The organism is Acetobacter malorum (genome assembly GCF_001580615.1).
In the GTDB taxonomy this organism is placed as follows: domain Bacteria; phylum Pseudomonadota; class Alphaproteobacteria; order Acetobacterales; family Acetobacteraceae; genus Acetobacter; species Acetobacter malorum.
The window spans coordinates 82,023-103,146 of the sequence record NZ_LHZC01000054.1 but is presented as its reverse complement, the minus strand read 5'-3'; the positions used below and the strand labels follow the sequence as shown (position 1 = coordinate 103,146).

Annotated in this window: 23 protein-coding genes and 1 tRNA gene; 19 read left to right on the top strand and 5 right to left on the bottom strand. The window is 58.6% G+C overall.

Annotated features, from left to right (window positions below; all coding sequences use genetic code 11):
- The 5 genes from rplS (at window position 1) to AD930_RS12210 (ending at window position 6,025) form a co-directional block, all read left to right on the top strand.
- Window positions 1-387 carry a 50S ribosomal protein L19 gene (gene rplS, locus AD930_RS12230; RefSeq protein WP_043550578.1) on the top strand — a complete coding sequence of 129 codons (387 nt, stop codon included), beginning with the start codon at window positions 1-3 and terminating at the stop codon, window positions 385-387.
- A 181-nt stretch (window positions 388-568) separates the two neighbouring features.
- Entirely contained in the window at window positions 569-1,972 is a 1,404-nt protein-coding gene (gene leuC / locus AD930_RS12225; protein WP_043550580.1) for a 3-isopropylmalate dehydratase large subunit, read from the top strand.
- Complete coding sequence (leuD, locus tag AD930_RS17920) at window positions 1,972-2,595, top strand: 3-isopropylmalate dehydratase small subunit (protein WP_061506463.1); 624 nt, start codon at window positions 1,972-1,974, stop codon at window positions 2,593-2,595. Before leuC ends, leuD begins: the two co-directional genes overlap by 1 nt.
- A gap of 15 nt (window positions 2,596-2,610) precedes the next feature.
- Entirely contained in the window at window positions 2,611-3,726 is a 1,116-nt protein-coding gene (gene leuB, locus AD930_RS17915) for a 3-isopropylmalate dehydrogenase (protein ID WP_043550583.1), read from the top strand.
- 148 nt (window positions 3,727-3,874) lie between these two features.
- Window positions 3,875-6,025 (top strand): prolyl oligopeptidase family serine peptidase, encoded by a 2,151-nt coding sequence (locus AD930_RS12210; RefSeq protein WP_231867377.1) that lies wholly within the window; start codon window positions 3,875-3,877, stop codon window positions 6,023-6,025.
- A 168-nt stretch (window positions 6,026-6,193) separates the two neighbouring features.
- Here AD930_RS12210 and rpsU read toward each other — a convergent pair whose 3' ends face one another.
- Window positions 6,194-6,397: a 30S ribosomal protein S21 gene (gene rpsU, locus AD930_RS12205; protein ID WP_006557524.1), complete on the bottom strand. Its 204-nt coding sequence runs from the start codon at window positions 6,395-6,397 to the stop codon at window positions 6,194-6,196.
- Between the two features lie 202 nt (window positions 6,398-6,599).
- Here rpsU and def point away from each other — a divergent pair, with 202 nt between their 5' ends.
- The 5 genes from def to AD930_RS12180 are packed head-to-tail and all read left to right on the top strand — an operon-like array spanning window position 6,600 to window position 10,481.
- A complete protein-coding gene (gene def, locus AD930_RS12200; RefSeq protein WP_061506462.1) occupies window positions 6,600-7,130 on the top strand; it encodes a peptide deformylase in 531 nt (176 codons plus the stop codon).
- The gene (locus tag AD930_RS12195) at window positions 7,127-7,792 is read left to right on the top strand and encodes a ubiquinone biosynthesis protein COQ9 (RefSeq protein WP_061506461.1); all 666 of its coding nucleotides are present in this window, start codon (window positions 7,127-7,129) and stop codon (window positions 7,790-7,792) included. The genes def and AD930_RS12195 overlap by 4 nt, the downstream gene beginning before the upstream one ends.
- Before the next feature lie 33 nt (window positions 7,793-7,825).
- Window positions 7,826-8,356: a MarR family winged helix-turn-helix transcriptional regulator gene (locus tag AD930_RS12190; RefSeq protein ID WP_061506460.1), complete on the top strand. Its 531-nt coding sequence runs from the start codon at window positions 7,826-7,828 to the stop codon at window positions 8,354-8,356.
- Window positions 8,346-9,077, top strand: coding sequence for a response regulator (locus tag AD930_RS12185; protein WP_197056217.1), 732 nt, complete (start codon window positions 8,346-8,348; stop codon window positions 9,075-9,077). Before AD930_RS12190 ends, AD930_RS12185 begins: the two co-directional genes overlap by 11 nt.
- 24 nt (window positions 9,078-9,101) lie before the next feature.
- The gene (locus AD930_RS12180) at window positions 9,102-10,481 is read left to right on the top strand and encodes an ATP-binding protein (RefSeq protein WP_043550592.1); all 1,380 of its coding nucleotides are present in this window, start codon (window positions 9,102-9,104) and stop codon (window positions 10,479-10,481) included.
- A gap of 14 nt (window positions 10,482-10,495) precedes the next feature.
- On the opposite strand, the gene AD930_RS12175 is transcribed toward AD930_RS12180, so the two are convergent.
- Window positions 10,496-11,056, bottom strand: coding sequence for an outer membrane protein assembly factor BamE (locus AD930_RS12175; RefSeq protein WP_082781862.1), 561 nt, complete (start codon window positions 11,054-11,056; stop codon window positions 10,496-10,498).
- 258 nt (window positions 11,057-11,314) lie between these two features.
- Here AD930_RS12175 and AD930_RS12170 point away from each other — a divergent pair, with 258 nt between their 5' ends.
- From AD930_RS12170 to AD930_RS12140, 7 genes are all read left to right on the top strand, one after another.
- Entirely contained in the window at window positions 11,315-11,869 is a 555-nt protein-coding gene (locus AD930_RS12170; protein ID WP_061492047.1) for a YceD family protein, read from the top strand.
- 157 nt (window positions 11,870-12,026) lie between these two features.
- Window positions 12,027-12,230 (top strand): 50S ribosomal protein L32, encoded by a 204-nt coding sequence (gene rpmF, locus AD930_RS12165; RefSeq protein WP_061506459.1) that lies wholly within the window; start codon window positions 12,027-12,029, stop codon window positions 12,228-12,230.
- A gap of 78 nt (window positions 12,231-12,308) precedes the next feature.
- The gene (gene plsX, locus AD930_RS12160) at window positions 12,309-13,415 is read left to right on the top strand and encodes a phosphate acyltransferase PlsX (protein WP_043550596.1); all 1,107 of its coding nucleotides are present in this window, start codon (window positions 12,309-12,311) and stop codon (window positions 13,413-13,415) included.
- A 70-nt stretch (window positions 13,416-13,485) separates the two neighbouring features.
- Window positions 13,486-14,451, top strand: coding sequence for a beta-ketoacyl-ACP synthase III (locus tag AD930_RS12155; protein WP_197459276.1), 966 nt, complete (start codon window positions 13,486-13,488; stop codon window positions 14,449-14,451).
- Window positions 14,452-14,531: 80 nt separating this feature from the next.
- Complete coding sequence (locus tag AD930_RS12150; RefSeq protein WP_264820944.1) at window positions 14,532-14,858, top strand: integration host factor subunit alpha; 327 nt, start codon at window positions 14,532-14,534, stop codon at window positions 14,856-14,858.
- Entirely contained in the window at window positions 14,845-15,630 is a 786-nt protein-coding gene (locus AD930_RS18320; RefSeq protein ID WP_244150575.1) for a MerR family transcriptional regulator, read from the top strand. Before AD930_RS12150 ends, AD930_RS18320 begins: the two co-directional genes overlap by 14 nt.
- 64 nt (window positions 15,631-15,694) lie before the next feature.
- Window positions 15,695-15,768 (top strand) — tRNA-Pro (locus tag AD930_RS12140).
- A 76-nt stretch (window positions 15,769-15,844) separates the two neighbouring features.
- Here AD930_RS12140 and AD930_RS12135 read toward each other — a convergent pair.
- The gene (locus AD930_RS12135) at window positions 15,845-16,966 is read right to left on the bottom strand and encodes an AI-2E family transporter (protein ID WP_043550600.1); all 1,122 of its coding nucleotides are present in this window, start codon (window positions 16,964-16,966) and stop codon (window positions 15,845-15,847) included.
- A 183-nt stretch (window positions 16,967-17,149) separates the two neighbouring features.
- Here AD930_RS12135 and murJ point away from each other — a divergent pair, with 183 nt between their 5' ends.
- Entirely contained in the window at window positions 17,150-18,700 is a 1,551-nt protein-coding gene (gene murJ, locus AD930_RS12130) for a murein biosynthesis integral membrane protein MurJ (protein WP_061506458.1), read from the top strand.
- 80 nt (window positions 18,701-18,780) lie between these two features.
- A complete protein-coding gene (locus tag AD930_RS12125; RefSeq protein ID WP_061506457.1) occupies window positions 18,781-20,049 on the top strand; it encodes a UdgX family uracil-DNA binding protein in 1,269 nt (422 codons plus the stop codon).
- Window positions 20,050-20,093: 44 nt separating this feature from the next.
- Here AD930_RS12125 and AD930_RS12120 read toward each other — a convergent pair whose 3' ends face one another.
- Window positions 20,094-20,384, bottom strand: a complete 291-nt coding sequence (locus tag AD930_RS12120; RefSeq protein ID WP_043550604.1) for an integration host factor subunit beta — start codon at window positions 20,382-20,384, stop codon at window positions 20,094-20,096.
- Window positions 20,385-20,592: 208 nt separating this feature from the next.
- Window positions 20,593-21,054 (bottom strand): MucR family transcriptional regulator, encoded by a 462-nt coding sequence (locus AD930_RS12115; RefSeq protein WP_043550605.1) that lies wholly within the window; start codon window positions 21,052-21,054, stop codon window positions 20,593-20,595.
- Window positions 21,055-21,124 lie beyond the last annotated feature (70 nt).

The following is a 21,124-nucleotide window of genomic DNA, read 5'->3' as shown; positions in this document are numbered from 1 at the left end:
ATGAACATTATTCAGCAGTATGAAGCTGCAGAAATCGAACGTCTGACCGCCGCACGCGCCGTGCCGGAATTCGCAGCCGGTGATACGGTGCGCGTGTCCGTGCAGGTTGTTGAAGGTGAGCGTAAGCGTCTTCAGGCATTTGAAGGTGTTGTGATTGCCCGTTCCAACAAGGGCCTGAACAGCAACTTCACCGTGCGCAAAATTTCCAATGGTGAAGGTGTGGAGCGTGTGTTCCCGCTGTATGCTCCGACCATTGCTGAAATCAAGGTTGTGCGTCGCGGTAAAGTGCGTCGCGCAAAGCTGTACTATCTGCGTGGCCGTAGCGGTAAGTCCGCTCGTATCGCTGAGCGTCCGCGTGACGTTGTTGCTCCGGCAGCTGCCAGCTAATATCGCGTTAAAGCAGGCTGCCTTTGGGTGGCCTGCCTGACCTCAAAAACCCGGTGGGGCTTCGGCTCGCCGGGTTTTCGGGTGCTGAGAAGATGAAGGCGCGGGTTTTTCGTCTGTCAGACCAGGGCTGAGTTCAGGCTGATCTGCGCGAGTCCGTGCCGTTCCATGAAAGGGGAGGGCCATGGCGCCGCGTACGTTATTCGACAAGATCTGGGACCACCATGTTGTCGAAACTTTGCCGGATGGCACCTCTATCCTTTATATCGACCGTCACCTTCTGCATGAAGTGACAAGCCCGCAGGCGTTTGAAGGCCTGCGTCTGGCCGGGCGTAAGCTGCGTCATCCTGAAATGACTATGGCTGTGGTGGACCATAACGTTCCCACGTCTGACCGTACCAAACCCATCGAAGAACCGGAAAGCCGGAACCAGATTGAAACGCTGGAACGGAATGTGAAGGAATTCGGGGTTCCGTATTTCCCGCTGCTTTCCGCCTCGCAGGGCATTGTGCATGTGGTCGGTCCGGAGCAGGGCATTTCCCTGCCGGGCATGACCATTGTGTGTGGTGATTCCCATACGTCCACCCATGGCGCGATGGGCTCTCTGGCGTTCGGCATCGGCACGTCTGAAGTCGAGCATGTGATGGCCACCCAGACCATCCTGCAGCGTCCCGCCAAAAATATGCGTGTGACGGTCGAAGGTGAGCTTGCGCCGGGTGTGTCTGCCAAGGACGTCATGCTGGCTATTATCGGGCATATCGGCACCGCAGGCGGCACCGGGCATGTGATCGAGTTCGCAGGCTCCGCCATTCGCGGGCTGGACATGGCTGGTCGTATGACCATCTGCAACATGTCCATCGAGGCCGGTGCACGTGCCGGGCTTGTAGCCCCGGATGACACCACGTTTGACTATGTGCGCAACCGTCCGTTTGCCCCCAAAGGGGAAGATTTCGAAAACGCTGTGACCTTCTGGCGCACGCTGGCGACGGATGACGGCGCGCATTTTGACAAAGAAGTTTCTCTGCGGGCCGAAGATATTGCCCCGAGCCTGACGTGGGGCACCAGCCCGGAAACGGTTCTGCCCATTACGGGCACAGTGCCAGACCCGGCGCAGGAGCCTGATGAGTCCAAACGGGTGCAGATGCAGCGCATGCTGGACTATATGGGGCTGGAAGCCGGGCAGAAAATTGCCGGAACGCCGGTGGATGTTGTGTTCATTGGGTCCTGCACCAACAGCCGCATTGAAGATCTGCGTGCCGCTGCTCAGGTGGCCGCAGGCCGCAAGGTAGCGGACGGCGTGCGTGCCATGATCGTGCCGGGTTCTGGTCTGGTAAAAATGCAGGCGGAAGAAGAAGGTCTGGACCAGATTTTTCTGGATGCCGGGTTTGAATGGCGTGAGGCCGGGTGCTCCATGTGTCTGGGGATGAACCCGGACAAGCTGACGCCGGGCCAGCGTTGCGCCTCAACCTCCAACCGTAATTTTGAAGGGCGTCAGGGCCCCGGTGGGCGGACACATCTGCTCTCTCCCGCTATGGCGGCTGCGGCGGCTGTCACAGGGTGTCTGACAGATTCGAGGGAGCTGGTCTGATGGAAAAATTTACCACGCTGTCCGCTGTTGCTGCGGCTCTGCCGGAAGACAACATTGATACGGATAAGATTATTCCGGCCCGCTTCCTGAAAACCACGCAGCGGACGGGCCTGGGCAAATATGCGTTTGACAGCATGCGCTATCGCCCGGACGGGTCTGAAAACCCGGATTTTATCCTGAACAAGGCACCCTGGCGGAACGCTGAGATTCTGGTCACCTATGACAATCTCGGGTGCGGGTCTTCTCGTGAACACGCCCCATGGGCGCTGCTGGATTTTGGCATTCGCTGTGTGATTGCCCCGTCTTTTGCAGATATCTTTTTCAATAACTGCTTCAAGAACGGCATCCTGCCTATCAAGCTGCCGCGTGAAGTGTGTGATCAGCTGATGTCTGATTCCACCATGGGCAGCAATGCCCGGCTGACCATTGACCTGCCCCGGCAGGTGGTGATCCGCCCGGATGGTGAGGAAGTGCCGTTTGAGATTGATCCGTTCCGCAAGCACATGCTGCTTGAAGGGCTGGATGATATTGGCCAGACGCTTCAGCACGAGACTGAAATTAAGACCTTTGAACACAAGGTTGCCGGGGAACGCCCCTGGATGCCGACAATCACCCTTGATTGAAGAATTGGAAAAGTCATGAGTGCTCAGCCTGCAAAACTGCTTGTTCTGCCGGGGGATGGTATCGGTCCGGAAGTGATGCGGGAAGTTGGCCGCGTTATCAGCTGGCTGGAAAAGAACCGTGGCATTGCGTTTGAAATCACGGAAGATCTGGTTGGCGGCGCATCTCTGGCTGAATATGGCGAGCCAATCCGCAATGAGGTGATTGAAAAAGCCCGTGCGGCAGATGCAGTTCTGTTTGGCTCCGTGGGGGACCCACGCTGGGGCCATGTCGGTTTTGATAAGCGCCCGGAAGTGGCCATTCTCAAGCTCCGTCAGGAACTCGAGCTGTTTGCCAACCTGCGCCCGGCCAAGGTGTTTGATGCGCTGGTGGATGCCAGCACGCTGAAGCCCGACGTGGTGCGTGGTCTGGACATTATGATTGTCCGCGAGACCGTGGGCGGCATTTACTTTGGTGACCCGCGTGGGATTGAAACCCTGCCGGATGGCACGCGTCGCGGCATTAACACCGAAGTTTATACCACGCCGGAAATCGAGCGCGTGGCCCGTGTGGCGTTTGAAATGGCCCGCAAGCGATCTGGCCATGTCTGTTCCGTTGAAAAATGCAACGTGATGGAAAGCGGCCTGCTGTGGAAAGAGGTTGTGACTGACCTCCATGCGCGTGAATTTTCCGATGTGAAGCTCACGCACATGCTGGCCGATAACTGCGCCATGCAGCTGGTGCGTAACCCGCGCCAGTTTGATGTGATTGTGACCGGCAACCTGTTTGGTGACATCCTGTCCGATCTGGCCTCCATGCTGACGGGCAGCCTCGGTATGCTGCCGTCTGCCACGCTGGGTGCGGTGCGGGCCGATGGGAAATGTGCAGCGCTGTATGAGCCGATCCACGGGAGTGCGCCGGATATTGCCGGGCAGGGCATTGCCAACCCGATTGCACAGATCCTCTCCTTCGCCATGCTGCTGCGTTACTCGCTGAACCTGCAGGACGAAGCGAAGATGGTGGAAGAGGCCGTCTCCCGGGTGCTGGAAAGCGGCCTGCGCACGGCGGATATTATGAGCGAAGGCATGGCCCGTGTCGGAACGTCCGTCATGGGTGAAGCCATTGTCCGTGAACTGGACAAGCTTCAGAAATAAGACTGCCTGTCTTGGCGGCTGTTTGGCTGCCTGACCAGATTAAGCCCCCGGTGCCTCGCATCGGGGGTTTTTCTTTTGGTGGACTGTTTTTCAATACGGTGAAAAAACAGTCCGCATGACACATGAGAGAATTCCGGGAACGGTGAGAATGCGTTTGAAACATTGGATTCTGGCAGGGGCGGCCTCCGCGCTTGTCATGACAGCAGCGGCCCCCGGTGGTCTGGCACAGGCGGCCGATACTCAGGCAGGCGCTGCACCGGTTATCACCGCGACTACAAATACCACGTTTCTTGATGAGATCCACGGGCAGCAGGCTATGGCGTGGGTGCGCGCCCAGAACCTGCACACCACCAGCACGCTGGAAAAAGACCCGCGCTATGCCGGGTTTTATAAGGACGTGCTGACTGGCCTTCAGGCTCCGGACCGTCTGGCTATGCCGTCGCTTATGGGCGGGGCAATCTGGAATTTCTGGCAGGATGCCGCCCATCCGCATGGGATCTGGCGGGAAGCCAGTCAGGCCTCTTACCTGAAAAAAGCGCCCGATTGGGCCGTGCGGCTGGACGTGGATGCTCTGGCGAAACAGGACGGTGTGAACTGGGTCTTTAAAGGTGCAAACTGCCTTGCCCCGGCAGATGAGCATTGTCTTGTGGCACTGTCCAACGGTGGAGAAGATGCCGAGACGCTGCGGGAATTCAACAGTAAAACCGGCCAGTTTGTGCCCGGTGGCTTTGTGTTCTCACGCTCCAAGCAGACAGCCGCCTGGGTGGATGCAAACACGATTCTGCTGGCCCGTGACTGGGATGGAAAAGGCACCACGCTGACACCATCCGGGTATCCGTTTGTGGTCAAAACCATGGTGCGCGGGGCGGCAGCGGGGGAGGAGAAAGAACTCTTCCGCGGTGAGGCGTCCGATATGGCCGTCATGCCTCTGGTGCTGACAGATGGAGACGGGCATCAGCTGGTAATGATCCAGCGGAGCGTGAACTTCTTTGAAACGCGTTATGCTGTGGTGGACGGGGGCAAAGCCCTGCGCTGGCTGGCGCTGCCTGCTAAAAGTGAAATTCAGGGGCTGCTCAAAGGCCGTCTGATTGTTTCTATTGAGGAAGACTGGCATCCGGTCGGCCAGACGACCATTCCTGCCGGTAGCCTGCTTTCGGTTGATCCGGGTGCGGTGGAGCAGGGTGTGCAGGTGATTTTCACACCCGGCCTGTCTCAGTCGATTGATCAGGTTGGCGTGACTAAAAATACCGTTCTGGTCAGTCTGTTTGATAACGTGCGTGGCCGCGCCATGCGCTTTACGCCCACACAGGCAGGCAAGTCCTGGCAGGCTACGGCTCTTGCGCTGCCTGACATGACGTCGGTTCATATTGTCGATACTGATCATGCGTCAGATACGGCGTTTTTGAGCGTCGAAGGGTATCTGGAACCGTCTCAGCTCTGGTTGCTGGAGGGCAAAGGGCAGCCGCATAAAGTCAAATCTGCTCCGGCTCGGTTCAAAACCGACAAGCTGGTGACAGAGCAGTTCTGGGCGACCTCCACGGACGGCACGCGCGTTCCGTATTTTATCGTGCATCGGCGTGACATGAAGCTGAACGGCGCAAACCCGACGCTGCTGACGGCCTATGGTGGTTTTCAGGTCTCCTATACTCCGCTTTATGCGCCGGAAATTGGTCAGCTCTGGCTGGATCGTGGCGGCGTGTATGTAGTGGCCAATATCCGGGGTGGCGGAGAGTTCGGTCCGGCCTGGCATGAGGCTGGGCGGAAGTCCGGGCGGCAGAAAGTCTATGATGACTTTGCATCTGTCGGGCGGGATCTGATTAACCGCAAGATTACATCCCCGCGCCATCTGGGTATTCGCGGCCGCTCTAATGGTGGCCTGTTGTCTGGCGTGCAGATGACGCAGCATCCGGATTTGTGGAACGCGGTGATTATCGGCGTGCCGCTGCTGGACATGGAGCATTTTGAAACCATGTCCGCCGGGGCCTCATGGGCTGCGGAATATGGTTCCATGTCTGTGCCCGCAGAGGCGGATTTCCTGCGTTCCATTTCTCCGGTGCAGCACCTGAAAGCAGACGTGTCCTACCCGGAGCCGTTCATTTTTACAGCAACCAGTGATGACCGCGTCGGCCCGGTGCATGCCCGTCGCTTTGCAGCCCGGCTGGAAGCGCTCGGTAAACCGTTCTTCTATTACGAAGATATTGAAGGCGGTCATTCCGGCACGGTCAACGCGCCGGAAGTGGCGCATGAGCGGGCGCTGGAAGCCATCTATCTGTCTCATCGTCTGATGGATGCGGACTGAGGAATTTTGTCAGGCAGCTTCGTTGCCTGATGATGGAAGAGCCGGGGGCAGGGGGGCCTGTTTCCGGTTCTCTCCTGTTCCGCTGGGTTGATCGTTCAAACGCGAAACAAAAAAAGGGCGGGACACGTGCTGTGTCCCGCCCTTTTTAGCGCATGGAGTGCGGAAGCTTTAGAAGCCTTCGCGCTCGAGACGCTTGCGTTCCATTTTACGGGCGCGGCGCACGGCCTCAGCAGACTCACGCGCTTTACGCTCGGAAGGCTTTTCGAAATGACGACGCAGCTTCATTTCACGGAAGATGCCTTCACGCTGCATTTTTTTCTTGAGCGCTTTGAGAGCCTGATCGACATTGTTGTCACGGACGAGAACGTGCACTTGGCCACTAACCCCTGTTTCAGAAAACCCGGATAATCCCGGTTTTGACGTGATATGGAAAAAGACTCGGTAAAGCACCTGCGTGCTACCGATTCCTCTATTGGCGGCGTCTATAGCACGGGCTTGCGGAAAGACACAATTCGTTCTTGCCTCTCAGCAACAAACTCTTGTGACTATTTAATAGAGCTATAAGGAGGCGGGTATGGCTATCTTAAAAATTGCACGGATGGGGCACCCGGTTTTACTCAAACGGGCGGAAGATGTGGCGGACGTCAGTACGCCGGATGTCGGGCTTCTGATTCAGGACATGATGGAAACGCTGGCAGATGCTGGCGGTGTTGGGCTGGCGGCTCCGCAAGTCTATGTTTCAAAAAGGCTTTTCCTGTATTCCGTGCCGGAAAGCCGGAGCGAGGGTGAGGAGGATCCGCCGTGCGGTGTGCAGGTGCTCATCAACCCGGTTCTGGAGCCGGTGGGGGAAGAGCTGGTGCCGCGTCTGGAAGGATGCCTCTCTATTCCCGGCCTGCGCGGGGAAGTTCCGCGTTACAAACGGGTCCGCTATGCGGGATATGATCACAGGGGCCAGCCCGTGGAAGGCGTAGCCTCTGGGTTCCTGGCCAATGTCATGCAGCATGAAATGGATCATCTGGACGGGATTCTCTATCCCATGCGAATGGATGATCTGGGAAAGCTCGGATTTGATACCGAGATAACGCGATACGGAGTGCGGACATGACCATAGGATGGGGCAAGGTCGAGCAGGCAATTTCTCTTGCCGTGGCAGGGCTGGCCACAGGCAGCATGCCCGCGCCCATAGAACGGGACGCCGTGCGGGATGACGCGCTGCGTAAGCTGGCGGCGGTCGCCGGAGAGCGAGGCTGGAGCATGCCTGTGCTCCGGGATGTGGCCGGGCCACAGGCGGATTTGCTGTTTCCGGGCGGCGCTGTGGAAATGGTCGAGGCCTGGTCTGACCTGTGTGATCGCGAAATGGTTGCCGCTATGCTTGAGACAACCGAACCGCGCTTGAGCCAGCGCGTGCGGCAGGCTCTTCTGCTGCGTCTGCCAGTGGATCAGGCCATGCGGGCCGGGGCCAGAACCGGATTTGCAACGCTGGCGACACCCTGTGCGCGCGGCGCGTTACGGCGGTCTCTGATGCGGACCATCAATGCGATCTGGCAGGCGGCGCAGGATGACTCGTCGGGCATGACCTACGTCACCAAACGTCTGACGCTCGGGGCTGTGTATGGTACGACTCTGCTCTATTGGCTGGCGCGCGGGCAGAATGAAGCGGCTTTGGCGGCGTTTATTGACCGTCGTCTGGCCGGGGTGCTGCGTCTGGGCAAGCTGCGCGCCCGGTTCAGTGGGCGGCGACCGGTTGCACGTGCGGCTGCGGTCTGAGCGCTACGCCATGCGGCAAAAGGGCAGGCGTTGATGACAACCGGATATCGCCCGCATGATGAAGCCGGGGCGGGCCTGCTGTTCCTGCGGGAAGAGCAGCTCCGGCTGGCGCAGGCCATGATGTTTCTGGCAGGGCGCGACATGGCCGCAGCACTGGAACCGATTCTGACGGAAGAAAAACTGGGGAGCGCGCATTACCGGGTGTTGCAGGTGCTTGCCTTCAGTCCCGGTATTCCGGTCAGCCGCCTGCAGGACACACTGGGTGTGACCAAGCAGAGCCTCGGGCGGACGCTGGGGGAATTGCAGGAGCGCGGCTATCTGGCCAGTGAGGCCAGTCTGAGGGACCGCCGGCAGCGCCTGTTGCGACTCAGTAAAGAAGGGCAGGCTGTGGAAGCCCGGCTTTTTGCCGTTGTGCGCCAGCGCCTGAGTGCTGCCTATCGGGAAGCAGGCGGGGCGGCCGTGGAGGGCTTCCGGCGCGTGATGCACGGGATGCTCTCTGAAACCAGTCGCGCCATGATGGCAGATGATGCCGCAGGACGAAGAAAGGGACGCAATGGAACTTAGCCCCCGCGATCTTGTGCCGGAAGAAGGCATGGCACCGCATGTCATTGTGGTGGATGATGACCCGCGTCTGCGGCGTCTGCTGCAACGGTATCTGTCTGAACAGGGCTTTCGGATTAGTGTGGCGGCCAACGCGGCGGAGGCCCGGCAGACGTTGCAGGGCATCCAGCCCGACGCCATGGTGCTGGATGTGACCATGCCGGGGGAAAACGGACTGGAACTCACCCGCGCCCTGCGTGATGCCGGGCAGGATCTGCCAATTGTGCTGCTAACGGCTCGAGGCGAGCCTGCGGACCGTATTTCCGGCCTGGAAGCTGGCGCGGATGATTATCTTGGCAAGCCGTTTGAACCACGGGAGTTGCTGCTGCGGCTCAAGGCGCATCTGCGGCGACTGGCCCCGGCCCCCGCAGCGGACAATTTACGGATTATCCGTCTGGGCGAGAAGGAGTTTGATCCCGTGCGGGCCTTGCTCTCTGGCCCGGACGGCAATGTGCATCTGACAGGCGGTGAGGCAGCGCTCCTGTCCGTACTGGCGCGCCGTCCGAATGAGGTCTTCTCCCGCGAGGAGATTGCCCGTGCGCTGGATATGGCGGAAATTGGAGAGCGCGCTGTGGATGTGCAGGTGACACGCCTGCGGCGTCGGATTGAGCCGGACCCGCGTGAACCGCGCTTTCTGCACACCATCCGTGGGCGCGGCTATGTGCTCAAGCCCGGTGTGCAGTAAAGGCGCCGCGTTAGTGTTGCGGGCATGAAAAGGCGACCCCTCAAGCTTTTCCCCTCGGGCGTGCTGAAATCCCGCAGCATGGAAAAATCTGTGCGGCGGGTGCTGCCGCGCTCTCTGCTGGGGCGCTCTCTGCTGATCGTGCTGATCCCGCTGCTGGTCACACAGGCGATCTCGCTGGAACTGTTTTACGGGAACTTCCTCAAGGTTGTGTCCCGCCGTCTGTCGGATAGTGTGACGGCGGATATCGTCCTTTCCCTCAATGCTCTGGAGCATCTGCAAAAGCGGAGTGATAAGGACTGGTTCGTCGCACAGGCGCGGGACCATCTGCAACTGGTGGAAACATGGCACCCCGGCGCCCGTCTGCGCCGCTTCGGGTTTAACCATATCACCGGCCCGATGGATGATGATCTGGCGCATGCGCTGGATAGCGCCATTGATTATCCGTTTTTTGTGAACTGGAAGAGCGATCCACACACCGTGAAAATTGCCATCCAGTTGCCCGATGGGGTGCTGGATGTGGATGCGCCGCGTAAGCGGCTGGATATGGGGCAGATCTGGCTCTTTGTGGGCTGGGCGCTCAGCAGTTCCATTCTGCTTTTTGTGGTGGCCAGTCTGTTCATGCGCAATCAGGTGCGGGCCATCCGCCGTCTGGCGAGGGCGGCTGAGCAGTTCGGTCTGGGGCGGGATATCGGGCCTATCAAGCCGGAGGGCGCGCAGGAGGTGCGAAAGGCTGCTGTGGCGTTTAACCGCATGCAAGACCGGATCTATCGCTTTGTCTCACAGCGTACGGGCGTTCTGGCCGGTGTCTCGCATGATCTGCGGACACCTCTGACGCGCCTGCGTCTTTCTCTGGCCATGATGCCCCGTAATGGGACGATCAAGGGTGAAGAGCTGCGGCAGGACGTCGATGACATGATCGGGGACGTTGTCGAGATGGAACACATGATCGGCAGCTATCTGGCCTTTGCCCGCGGCGAAGGGGCGGAAACCCCGGAACAAGTCGAGATGGTGCCGTTTATTGAGGACGTCGTGACAGCAGCGCGCCGGGCCGGGGCGCGGGTTGAGTCTGTCACGGTGCAGCCCGGCCTTTGTGTCCACATGCGGCCTGATGCCATGAAGCGCGCCCTGACCAACCTGCTGGATAACGCCCGCAGGCATGGCGGTGCGATAGCCATCACGGCCTACGCCATGCAGGAGGGGATCTGTGTTCTGGTGGATGATGACGGGCCGGGGATCCGCCCGGAACGACGCGAATCCGTTTTTCGGGCATTTGAGAGTGGCCGTGGGGGCGGGACAGGCCTCGGCCTGACAATCTCGCGTGATATTGTCCGGGCGCATGGGGGAGACATGGAACTGGATGTCTCGCCCGCCGGAGGGCTACGCGTCAAACTGATCCTGCCCTGAGGGCAGGAAGCAGGTTAGAGCGAGTTGCCTGCGCCGAAATGACCCGGGCCGCTGTTGCCGCCCATCATGCCGGTCCCCGTGCCGCTGCCGCTGGAGCTCATCATGTTCTGCATCGGGTTGTAGCGGCCCACATTCCCCAGAATCTGCTGCAGGATGTTGATGCTGGTGCCTGGTGTGGGGGTAACCTTGCTGATCATGCCCACGGGGCGGCTGTCTTTACGGTTCAGCGTCCGCAGGCTTTGCAGCATGCCAGCGTTATCAAATTTCAGAACAACCACCTGCTGCTTGTCGATCCCCGGAAAATCCAGCGGCTTCATGTAGGTGGTCATGGAAATGTAAATCCACGTATTATCGTCAAAGGCCCCCTTGGTGGTGGGGGAGCCCAGAAGATCCACCGCATCAGCGCGTGTGCTGGTGCCCGGTGTCAGCTGGTTGTAATCATCCGCTTCAACCAGTGAACCGCGCGGGATGGGGCTTGGGGCAAACACGGAACAGCCGGAGATAACAAACACCGCAGCAAGGGCACCGCAGGCGGTGCTGAAGCGCGTCATACTGTTCTTGCGTTGCGGTGTCATGGCGGTAAGGCATCCCTAAATCTGTGCGGTCACTCTGAGAAGGCCTGATCTCTCAGGCTGCGGCATGCAGGAAGACCTACTCTGTCGGATGCCCCAACGGGCTCTGTGCGTCAATTCCTGAATTGCGGAAGGGGTGGGTTTTCAGGCTGATCATTGCGCTTGGAGCACTTTATGTTAGGGCTGCAAAAAGGTGCTCCTGCAAATCCGCAGCGGGAAGCCTGTCTGTTTTTTAAGAAGCTAGAGTTTCAGGAGGTTTCCATGCCCCATAAGCCGGAATTTTCCCGTCCCGTTGCTGTGCGTCGAATCGGCGCGTCCGGACTGGATCTCACGGTCGAGGCAACGCCTGCGGAGTGTGGGCAGATTGCCAGACGGCTTGGTCTGCCTGAAATCAGCATGTTCCGCTGCAAATATACGCTCACTCTGGGCCGGCGGGATCTTGTGTCTGCCCACGGCGCGCTGGCCGTGCGGTTTAAACAGACATGTGTTCGCACGCTGGAGCCGTTTGAGGATATGCTTGCAGGCTCCTTTGCTGTGCAGTTTGTGCCGGCAGAACATTTTGAGGAAAGTGCGGCCCCGGATCTGGAAGCCGTCGATGAGATTCCCTATGAAGGGGAATCGATAGACCTTGGGGAAGCCGCTGTTGAGCAGTTTGCTCTGGATCTGGAGCCTTATCCGCATGCTCCGGACGCCAGCCTGCCCGAAGGGCTTGTGATAAGTGAGGAAGAGGCGGAAAAGCTGGCTGAGAAGGACGCAGCGGAGAAAAAAGTTAATCCGTTTGCCGATCTCGCACGGTTGCGTCGCAAAGATAGCTGACGTGTGGCAGTAGGTTTTATTGCGCTCTTGCTTGCGAAAGTGGCGGCTCTCTGCTAGAGGCCGCCCTCAATCTGGTGATTAACCTGTTTTGTCTTTCGGTGGTGTGGATTGTCCACGGTGCCGGTAGTCTTTGATCTGTTTGGAGGGGCTCGGTCCCATGGCTGTACCCAAAAGAAAAACTTCGCCTTCACGTCGTGGCATGCGTCGCAGCCATCAGGCTCTGCGTGTGGAGGCTCATGCTGAATGCTCCAACTGTGGTGAGCTGAAGCGCCCGCACAACATCTGCAGCCACTGCGGCCACTACGATGGTCGTGAAGTGATTGCCGCTGGTAAGGCACTGAAAATCGCTGTTCGCGCCTGAGGGCAGGCGGCTCACATTGCCATGAGGTAATGTGGTTGTACGGGAGTAAGGCATCTGCGGCATGGCAGAGAAGCAGGCATGAGCGATAGAGAGATTTCCGAGAATTCCCCCGCTGAACAGAGTGAGGTTTTCAGCCTTGCGGTTGATGGGATGGGGGGAGACGGAGCTCCCGATGTGGTCGTGGCCGGGCTTGCCATTGCAGCTGATCGCCATCCCGGGATGCGTGTGCTTCTGACGGGTGACGAAGCCCGTCTGCGCCCACTTCTGGCGCAGCATCCCAAGGCGGAAGCAATCTGCACCATCTGGCATACAGATGCCTCAGTCCCCATGGACATGAAGCCTACAGCCGCCCTGCGCGTGCGTCGGTCTTCTATGCGTCTGGGGATGGATGCCGTTGCAAGTGGCCGCGCCAGAGGCGTTGTGTCTGCTGGCAATAGCGGTGCCATGCTGGCTCTGGCCAAAATTGTCGTTAAAACCATGCCCGGTATTTCCCGGCCCGCCATGGCAGCCATCAGCCCGACTATCAAGGGCGATGTGGTCATGCTGGACCTTGGGGCAAACGTGGCGTGTGACTGGCGCAATCTGGTTGAATTTGCCGTGATGGGCGAGGCCTTCGCCAAGGCAGTGCTGGGGCTTCCTGCGCCGCGTATCGGGCTTCTCAACATCGGCTCGGAAGAGCTGAAGGGTGATGAGAAGCTGCGGATTGCGTATGAAGCCCTGCGTGAAAGTCCGCTGGCGGACCAGTTCCACGGGTTTATCGAAGGTCATGACATTACGGCGGGCACAACCGACGTAGTGGTGACGGACGGCTTTACCGGGAACGTGGCCCTCAAGACGGGTGAAGGTGTGCTGAAAATGGCCACCTCTCTGCTGCGGCAGGTCTTCAATCGCGGCATTATTTCCAAAATTGGCTATCTGCTTGTTCGGCCCGGCCTTGAGCGAATGAAGGAATGGCTTGATCCCCGCCGTCGTAACGGTGCGGTTTTTGTCGGCCTGAATGGCGTGGTGGTGAAGTCCCACGGCGGGACCGACGCCGAAGGATTTGCTGCGGCTGTGGATGTGGCCATGGATATGGTCACGCATGGATTTAATGATGGTATTCGTGAGCGTCTGACCCATATGGGGGCGCTTCTTTCCCGTCAGCAGGCCTCGCTGGAGCGTGAGCCTGAGGCGACGGCTTCCTGATCAGACAAGGTTCGGGGCACTGGCCGTCAGGCAGTCCTGAATGCCGGTGTTTGATAATGAAAGAACGGTAATGGCGAGACGTTCGCTTCTGGTAGGGTTTGGCGGGTTCCTGCCGGATCGGGTCGTGTCTAACGATGAACTGGCAGCCCGGCTTGAAACCTCCGATGAATGGATAAAAACCCGTACCGGCATCACCCAGCGCCATATTGCAGGTGAGAACGATACGGCGACCAGCATGGGGGCCGCCGCAGCGCGCAAGGCGCTGGACTATGCGGGCCTGAGTGCTGATGACATTGATGCCGTAATTGTCGCGACATCCACCCCCGATCAGGCTTTCCCGGCAACAGCCGTGCGTATTCAGGCTGAATTGGGGATGAAGCAGGGTTTTGGATTCGATCTGGCAGCCGCGTGCTCCGGGTTTATCTATGGCCTCTCCACAGCGGATGCGTTTATTCGGGCTGGGCAGGCACGGAATATTCTGGTCATTGGCAGTGAAGTCTATTCCCGCATTGTTGACTGGTCTGACCGTGGCACCTGTGTGCTGTTTGGTGATGGCGCAGGGGCCGTTGTGCTCTCCGGCTCAGATGCGCCGGGTGAACAGGGGTTGCTGTCCACCCATCTGCATTCCGACGGCACTGCGGGTGATCTGCTGTACGTTGATGGAGCCGTGGGCCGCCGGGACAAAAGCGGTTTCCTGAAAATGAGCGGGCGTGATGTGTTCCGGCACGCTGTCGCCAAGCTGTCCTCCTCCGTGGATGAAGCCCTGAAGGCTGAAGGTCTGGAATATTCAGACGTCGCCTGGCTGGTGCCGCATCAGGCAAATATCCGCATTATTGAAGGCGTGGCCAAAAAGCTGAATCTGCCTGCCGAGCAGGTGGTGATCACGGTCGATCGTCACGCCAATACCTCCGCGGCCTCGATTCCGCTGGCGCTTGATGAAGCCGTGCGGGATGGCCGCATCCAGAAAGGTGATCTGGTGCTGATGGAAGCACTGGGCGGTGGTCTCACCTGGGGCTCTGCGCTCGCCCGTTTCTAACGGCGTTTTCAAAATTCTGATGACATGACGTTGGGCGACCTCACGAGAGAATTGACGAGGTCGCCCAACGTGTTACTTTCATCAGTATGGAAACTGTCACGCGTGCCTCTCTGGTCGAGCAGATTTATCAGCAGGTTGGGCTGTCCCGTAAAGAATCGGCTGTGCTTCTGGAAGATATTCTGGAAACAGTCATGCTTGCGCTTGAGCGCGGTGAAAGCGTCAAGATCAGTGGGTTTGGAACTTTTTCCGTAAGGCAAAAAGGCCAGCGCTGCGGACGCAACCCGAAAACGGGTGAGGAAGTTCCGATTCTCCCGCGTTCCGTTCTGGTTTTCCGCCCCAGTCAGCTGCTGCGTGCAGCCATTAATCACGAGCCGCTTGAAGGTGGCGAGGCGTATGACGATGAGTGACACCGACCATCCTTCTTCCATAACAGATCTCTCCGGCCTGCCGGACGAGGAGAACGGTGCGCTGGCCCGCACAGAAAAAGGGCCGCTTGCGTTTCGCACCATTAGTGAAGTGGCTGACGAGCTGCATGTACCTCAGCACGTGCTGCGATTCTGGGAAACGCGCTTCGAGCAGGTTCGCCCGCTGAAAAGAGGCGGTGGTCGGCGGTATTATCGCCCGGCTGATGTCGAACTGCTCCGCCATATTTCCGATCTTCTGTATGCCAAGGGCTACACCGTAAAAGGTGTGCAGCGCCTTCTGCGTGAAGGGGAAGCCGAAGCGGCTCAGCAAAGCCCGACAGTGACGGCGTCTCTCCCTGAAGAGATTGCACCGGAACCGGCTGTGTCTTCGCCGGACGAGGTGCAGGGGGATGCTGAGTCTGTGGTTACGGATACGGACCAGTCGCTTGTAGCTGAACCCGTTTCTCTTGCGAATCCTGAAGAGCATGAAGAGACGACTGAAAATTCGGTTCTTACGCAGCCTTCAGAAGTTCAGGAGCCGCAACACGCGGAAGAACAGCCTCAGGAGGTTGCTTTCGAGCCTGAAAATACTGTTGAGGCTGCACCTGCACCTGCACCTGCACCTGCACCTGCTCCCGAACCTGCTGCACCGGAGGTGAACGCTGTTTCTGGTGAGTTGATGCGTCGGCTGGAAAAGCAGAATGTGCAGCTGAAAAATGATCTGGCTGACATTCTGGTTGAGCTGGAAGCATTCCGTAATCGCCTGACGGCGTGAAAAAAACCGCAAGGTGGCTTGTGTGTTGTGAAGGGGCCTGCTAAAGACCCTTTCACCAAATGGACGGGCAGTAGCGCAGTCTGGTAGCGCATCAGTCTGGGGGACTGGGGGTCGTGGGTTCGAATCCCGCCTGCCCGATATTTGTCCACTTGGTTTTCTGAAAAATTTCAGAGCAGTTTAGTGGGTGTTCAAACTTGAACACCCTTTTTGCTGTTCAGGCCTTTATGGCGTTGTTGCCCGCAGTCCAGCGGCGCCACAGCAGGTTAAGCGCCGCCATGGCCGCAGGGCCGACAAACAGGCCCAGCAGGCCCCATGTTTCCGCACCACCCAGAATACCCAGCAGAACCCACAGGAAGGGGAGCTGCGTGCTGCCGCCGATAAGAACGGGGCGGATAAAGTGGTCGGCCACAAAAATCACCACAGCACCAATGCAGAAGGTCACGATACCCGCAAGGGACGCGCCCTTGACGAGTATCAGCAAAGACACAAGGCCTACAGCTATCATGGCACAGAAGGGGATCATGGCGGCGACAGCCGTGATGACACCAAACAGGGCAGGGTGCGGTGCGCCAGCAATGGTATAGACAACGCCCATCAGCAGCCCTTCACCAATGCCAACCAGCACCAAGCCCAGCACGGTGCCGTGCACAGACGCGACAATCTGGCGGGCAATCGTTTCCCCGCGTTTGCCAAAGGCGCGCCGGGAGGCAATGCGGCACTGGCGGATGACGGACGTGCCGTCTTTATAAAGAAAAAACAGGGTGATGATTGAGAAGCAGAATAGCGTGCCACGATGCGCAATTTGAGATCCAAGCGCCTTGGTAATTGCCATGCCCTTGCTGTCCAGCGCGCCCGTCAGGTTGGAAACGTCTTCCGGGTTGGACAGGTGGGCCTGCCACCAGTGCGTGAGCGTCTGGCTGCCAATGGGCAGGCGGCTAAGGGCGTCAGGCACAGGCACACCGTTTTGCCGAGCGTGCTCCAGCCAGCTTAACGCGCTTTGGGCCTCGCCTACAGCTTCCAGCGTGATGAGCATCAGCGGAATAACAAAAATCAGCGCCATGGCTGCGGTAAAGAGAAACGGCAGAACCGTACCCTGTGCGGCTTTAGGCCACGCTGCCTGAGCGCGCGTATAAAGCGGCCATGTGGCAATGGCGAACACGCCGCCCCATACCAGCGCCGGCAAAAATCCATGGATTGTGTAAAGAGCAACGGCGAAAATAAAAAATGCCAGAACGTTACGCGCTGTTTCCTGCCCCTTTCTGGAGCGCTGGCTCGGTTTGACCAGAATACAGCGTGGATGCCCGGAACCTGTGGGCTGGCTTGTCGTGTCTGGCATATGGGGCGTCTCTCCTCTTACCCAGTGAAAAATATCATTATTGACAAGTTTGCGCGTTCGAGCGCTTTCGGTCGAGCAAAATATAGAGGCATAGGGGCTCTGCACAGGGGCGGCTTTTATTTGAGGTTTGAAAGCTTATCCCCCTATCTCTAAAGGGAAGGCTGCTCGTATAAGCGGTCTATCATGCTCAAAAATTTTCTTACTGTTGGCGGCTGGACTATGCTCAGCCGTATCCTTGGTCTGGTGCGGGATCAGCTTCTGGCGGCCTTCATGGGCGCAGGGGCTTTGCAGGATGCCTATCAGGTGGCGTTCCGGTTGCCCAACATGTTTCGGCGGCTGTTTGGTGAAGGGGCGTTCAACGCAGCCTTTGTCCCGCTGTTCTCTTCTGTCCTGACAAAAGAAGGGGAAGAAGAAGCCCGGACATTTGCGCGGCGGGCGCTGGGCGTCATGCTGCTCTGGCTGCTGTTCCTGTGTGTGCTGGGGGAAATCTTCATGCCGCAGGTGCTGCGGCTGATTGCGCCCGGCTTTTTGCAGACAGGTGAACGCTATGCGCTGGGTGTCAGCCTTAGTCGCATTACCTTTCCGTATCTGGTGCTGATCTGCGCGGCCGCTCTGGTAGCGGGCGTTCTGAACGGGTTGCACCGCTTTGGCATGGCCGCCGCCGCCTATCTGGCATTCAATGTGGTGGGGATTGCCGCCATCCTGTTCGCCTCGCCGTTTTTGCCGAATGTGGCGTATGCGGCAGCGTGGGGTGTGACGGCGTCTGGTGTGGCGCAGCTTGGTTTGCTGCTGTGGGCCGCGCATCGGGCGCATTTTGGGTTGATGCCGCTCTGGCCCGCTTTGACGCCGCGCATCCGTCTTCTGGTCCGCCGCATGGTGCCGGGGCTGGTAGGGAGTGGTGTCGGGCAGATCAACCTTACCGTTGATACCATCATCGGAACCCTGCTGCCTTCAGGTAGTGTCTCACTGATGTATTTTGCGGACCGCATCAATCAGTTGCCGCTCGGTGTGCTGGGTGCTGCGGCCGGGACGACTTTATTACCAGTGCTAACGCGCCATCTGGCTGCGGGCGAGCATGATGCAGCGCATTCCGCCCAGAACCGGGCCATGAGTTACGTGCTGATCCTCACGCTTCCCGCCGTGGCCGGGTTGCTGGTGCTGGCTGGCCCGATCATGATTGTCCTGTTTGGCCACGGTTCCTTTACCGAGCATGATGCGCTTTTGTCTGCTCAGGCTCTGCGCACCTACGCCATCGGGCTTCCGGCTTTTGTGCTGGTGAAAGTCTTTTCCCCGGCCTTTTTTGCGCGCGGGGACACACGCACGCCGGTTTATGTCGGGATTGGCATTCTGGTGCTGAACTTTCTTCTGAACCTGCTGTTCATGAAGCCGCTGGCCCATATGGGGCCGCCGCTGGCCAGTAGTCTGGCGGCCTGTGCCAATGTGGCCTGTCTGGCCATTCTGCTCATGCGGCGTAAGGCGTTGCAGGTTTCCGGGGCCGAGCAGTTCAGAATGTTCAAGACGGCCTGTGCCGCGCTCCTTATGGGAGGGCTGTTGCTCGGGGCGCAGGCTCTTCTGGTCTTCCCGTCCGGGTTGGGCGTCCGGATTCTCTGGCTTGGCAGCATGGTTGGTCTGGGGGCCGTTCTGTATGGTGCACTGCTGCATGTGTTTGGCATCATGAATGCGGCAGATATTCTGGCGCGCTTTCAGCGGCGTTTGCGCAAGCGTCGCGCGTGAGGCGTTAAGGCTGGCATCTGCGTTCATGCGGACGTGCTTTGTGCCTCGCGCTGTATCGCTGACGGAAAGAGAGGAAAACCGTGACAGAAATTGTTCTGGCGCATCAGGTTGATCTGAAAACATGGCGACAGGCTGCGCGGCACTATGCTCTGGCAGGCACGCCGCCTGAGGCGTTGTCCTGGCGGGTTGCGCAATCCTCTGAAGACGCACAGCAGATTTTTCAGGCGGCCTCAGCAGAGCAAACTGATCCCAATGCTGTGCTTCACTTGCCGCGTCGGCTGGTGGAGTGGATTCTTCTGGCTCTTCAGGCGTCATCGCCCGAGCGGTTTGACGCGCTTTATCGTCTGGTTTTTCGCGTCGTGCAGGATCATCTGGATCTGACAACGGCGCTTGATGACCCGGATGTGCGCGCAGTTGTAGGGCTTGTGGAGGTCGTTAAAGCCGAAACGGAGCGCTTCCGGCTGGAGTTTGCCCGTGTTTTTGCGGACCCGGCGCAGACCGTCTGGTCTGCCACGCCAACTGCTTATGTGGTGGAAGGCAACGCGGCTTATTGTATGGCACGTTATGCGCGGCCCTGGGAAATTCGCACGGCTTATCGCAGCATGAAGTGGGATGGCAAAGCCCTGTGGTTTGGCGCGGGCGGTGCTAAGGTTACAGCGGAACGGCAGGGCGGCTGGCAGCAAGCCGGGCAGGGGATGTGGCAGGACTGGCCGCGTACCGTTCTGGTGCCGGATAGTGCAGAAGTCGAAACGACGACAACTCTGGACGCTCTGGCCGCAGAGGCAATGGATTGCCGGTCCTGCACGCTGTGGCGTCCCGCTGCGCGCACGGTGTTTGGGGAAGGGGCCGCTACCGCGCGCGTCATGCTGGTGGGTGAGCAGCCGGGGGATCAGGAGGATCAGGCCGGGCGTCCGTTTGTGGGGCCTGCCGGTCAGGTGCTGGAGCGGGCGCTGGAAGAGGCGGGGCTGAGCCGCAGCACGGTCTATGTCACCAATGCGGTCAAACATTTCCGCTTTATCTGGCGGAATGGTCGGCGCTTGCACCAAAAGCCGGAGCAGGACTCTGTGCAGGCCTGCCAGATGTGGCTGGATGCAGAACGACGGCTGATTCAGCCGTCCTTGATTGTCATGATGGGGGTGACGGCCGCGCAAAGTCTGCTGCATCGCCCGGTCACGATTTCTCGTGAGCGATCCCGCATTTTTCCGTTAGGGGAAGGAAGTCAGGGGCTGGTGACAGTCCACCCTTCCTATCTGCTCCGCTTGCCCAGTGAGGCCGATAAGCAGCGGGAATATGCCCGTTTTGTCGAAGATCTTCGGCAGGTGAAAGCGTTTATGGATAGTCTGGCCTGATGCATTGAGCCAGTGCAGGCGCAAAGGCGCGCCTGAGGATGATGTCAGGCTTTACGCGCTTTATTGATGCGGGCGTGCAGGTCTTTTCCTGTTTTAAAGAACGGGATGTATTTTTTAGAGACCTGAACCTGCTCGCCGGTTTTCGGATTACGGCCAATGCGCGGGTCTCGTTCCTTGATGGAAAACGCTCCAAAGCCGCGTAATTCGACGCGGTTATTGTCTGCCAGACTGCTGGAAATAGAGTCGAAGACAGTATTGACGATCAGATTGATGTCCTTGAGCTGCAGATGCGGATGTTTCTGCATGAGTGCGGCAATAAGCTCAGACTTGGTCATGGTCCACCTTCCAAATTCTGGAATATCAACCTGCCGGACAATCAGGGGGCCAGCGGATCTGCGTGACAAAAAGGGACGCCAAATAAAAAAGTGCGCTACCAGCCATAAAGCCGGTGCGCACTTCAAAATTCACTAAGCCGGAGTGATCCGTCAATACATAAATAGTCTGACAGCACGAACCAGAGGAGTACTGTCAGACCTTGAGTGATCAGGCTGTGGTTTTTTTGCCGCGGCGGCCACGTGCGCCAGCTTCTTCACCTTCCGGCGTTGCATGGATTTTGCGGCCCAGACCAATCTCACGCGCCAGAGTGGAGCGACGTTCTGCATAGTTCGGCGCAACCATGGGGTAGTCAGCCGGCAGGCCCCAACGCTCACGATACTGTTCCGGCGTAATGCCATAGGCGCTCTGCAGGTGGCGCTTGAGCATTTTCAGTTTCTTACCGTCTTCCAGACAGACGATGTAGTCAGGGAACACAGAGCGCTTGACCGGAACGGCAGGCTGCAGCTTTTCCGGTTCGTTCTGCGGCTGGTCAGCCGTTTTCAGAGCCTGATACACATCACGGATCAGGGTGGGGATCAGAGCAGGATCGGTCTGGTTGTTGGAAACGTGTGCCGAAACGATTTCTGCCGCCAGATCAAGAATGTTGGGATAGCTCTGGTTCTCTGTCATGATAATTCCGTTTATTTGTTGGGCTGAATGAGTCACCCATACTATTACAATTCTTGTTTGTGAATACAGA

Coding starts and splice junctions, on each gene's coding strand:
- AD930_RS12120 (WP_043550604.1), bottom strand. CDS start 20,384: ATGACCAAGTCTGAGCTTATTGCCGCACTCATGCAGAAACATCCGCAT.
- murJ (WP_061506458.1), top strand. CDS start 17,150: ATGCTCAAAAATTTTCTTACTGTTGGCGGCTGGACTATGCTCAGCCGT.
- AD930_RS12180 (WP_043550592.1), top strand. CDS start 9,102: ATGAAAAGGCGACCCCTCAAGCTTTTCCCCTCGGGCGTGCTGAAATCC.
- def (WP_061506462.1), top strand. CDS start 6,600: ATGGCTATCTTAAAAATTGCACGGATGGGGCACCCGGTTTTACTCAAA.
- AD930_RS12155 (WP_197459276.1), top strand. CDS start 13,486: ATGGCGAGACGTTCGCTTCTGGTAGGGTTTGGCGGGTTCCTGCCGGAT.
- AD930_RS18320 (WP_244150575.1), top strand. CDS start 14,845: ATGACGATGAGTGACACCGACCATCCTTCTTCCATAACAGATCTCTCC.
- AD930_RS12210 (WP_231867377.1), top strand. CDS start 3,875: ATGCGTTTGAAACATTGGATTCTGGCAGGGGCGGCCTCCGCGCTTGTC.
- AD930_RS12115 (WP_043550605.1), bottom strand. CDS start 21,054: ATGACAGAGAACCAGAGCTATCCCAACATTCTTGATCTGGCGGCAGAA.
- rpmF (WP_061506459.1), top strand. CDS start 12,027: ATGGCTGTACCCAAAAGAAAAACTTCGCCTTCACGTCGTGGCATGCGT.
- AD930_RS12135 (WP_043550600.1), bottom strand. CDS start 16,966: ATGCCAGACACGACAAGCCAGCCCACAGGTTCCGGGCATCCACGCTGT.
- AD930_RS12195 (WP_061506461.1), top strand. CDS start 7,127: ATGACCATAGGATGGGGCAAGGTCGAGCAGGCAATTTCTCTTGCCGTG.
- leuD (WP_061506463.1), top strand. CDS start 1,972: ATGGAAAAATTTACCACGCTGTCCGCTGTTGCTGCGGCTCTGCCGGAA.
- plsX (WP_043550596.1), top strand. CDS start 12,309: ATGAGCGATAGAGAGATTTCCGAGAATTCCCCCGCTGAACAGAGTGAG.
- AD930_RS12190 (WP_061506460.1), top strand. CDS start 7,826: ATGACAACCGGATATCGCCCGCATGATGAAGCCGGGGCGGGCCTGCTG.
- leuB (WP_043550583.1), top strand. CDS start 2,611: ATGAGTGCTCAGCCTGCAAAACTGCTTGTTCTGCCGGGGGATGGTATC.
- AD930_RS12175 (WP_082781862.1), bottom strand. CDS start 11,056: ATGACACCGCAACGCAAGAACAGTATGACGCGCTTCAGCACCGCCTGC.
- leuC (WP_043550580.1), top strand. CDS start 569: ATGGCGCCGCGTACGTTATTCGACAAGATCTGGGACCACCATGTTGTC.
- AD930_RS12170 (WP_061492047.1), top strand. CDS start 11,315: ATGCCCCATAAGCCGGAATTTTCCCGTCCCGTTGCTGTGCGTCGAATC.
- AD930_RS12185 (WP_197056217.1), top strand. CDS start 8,346: ATGGAACTTAGCCCCCGCGATCTTGTGCCGGAAGAAGGCATGGCACCG.
- rplS (WP_043550578.1), top strand. CDS start 1: ATGAACATTATTCAGCAGTATGAAGCTGCAGAAATCGAACGTCTGACC.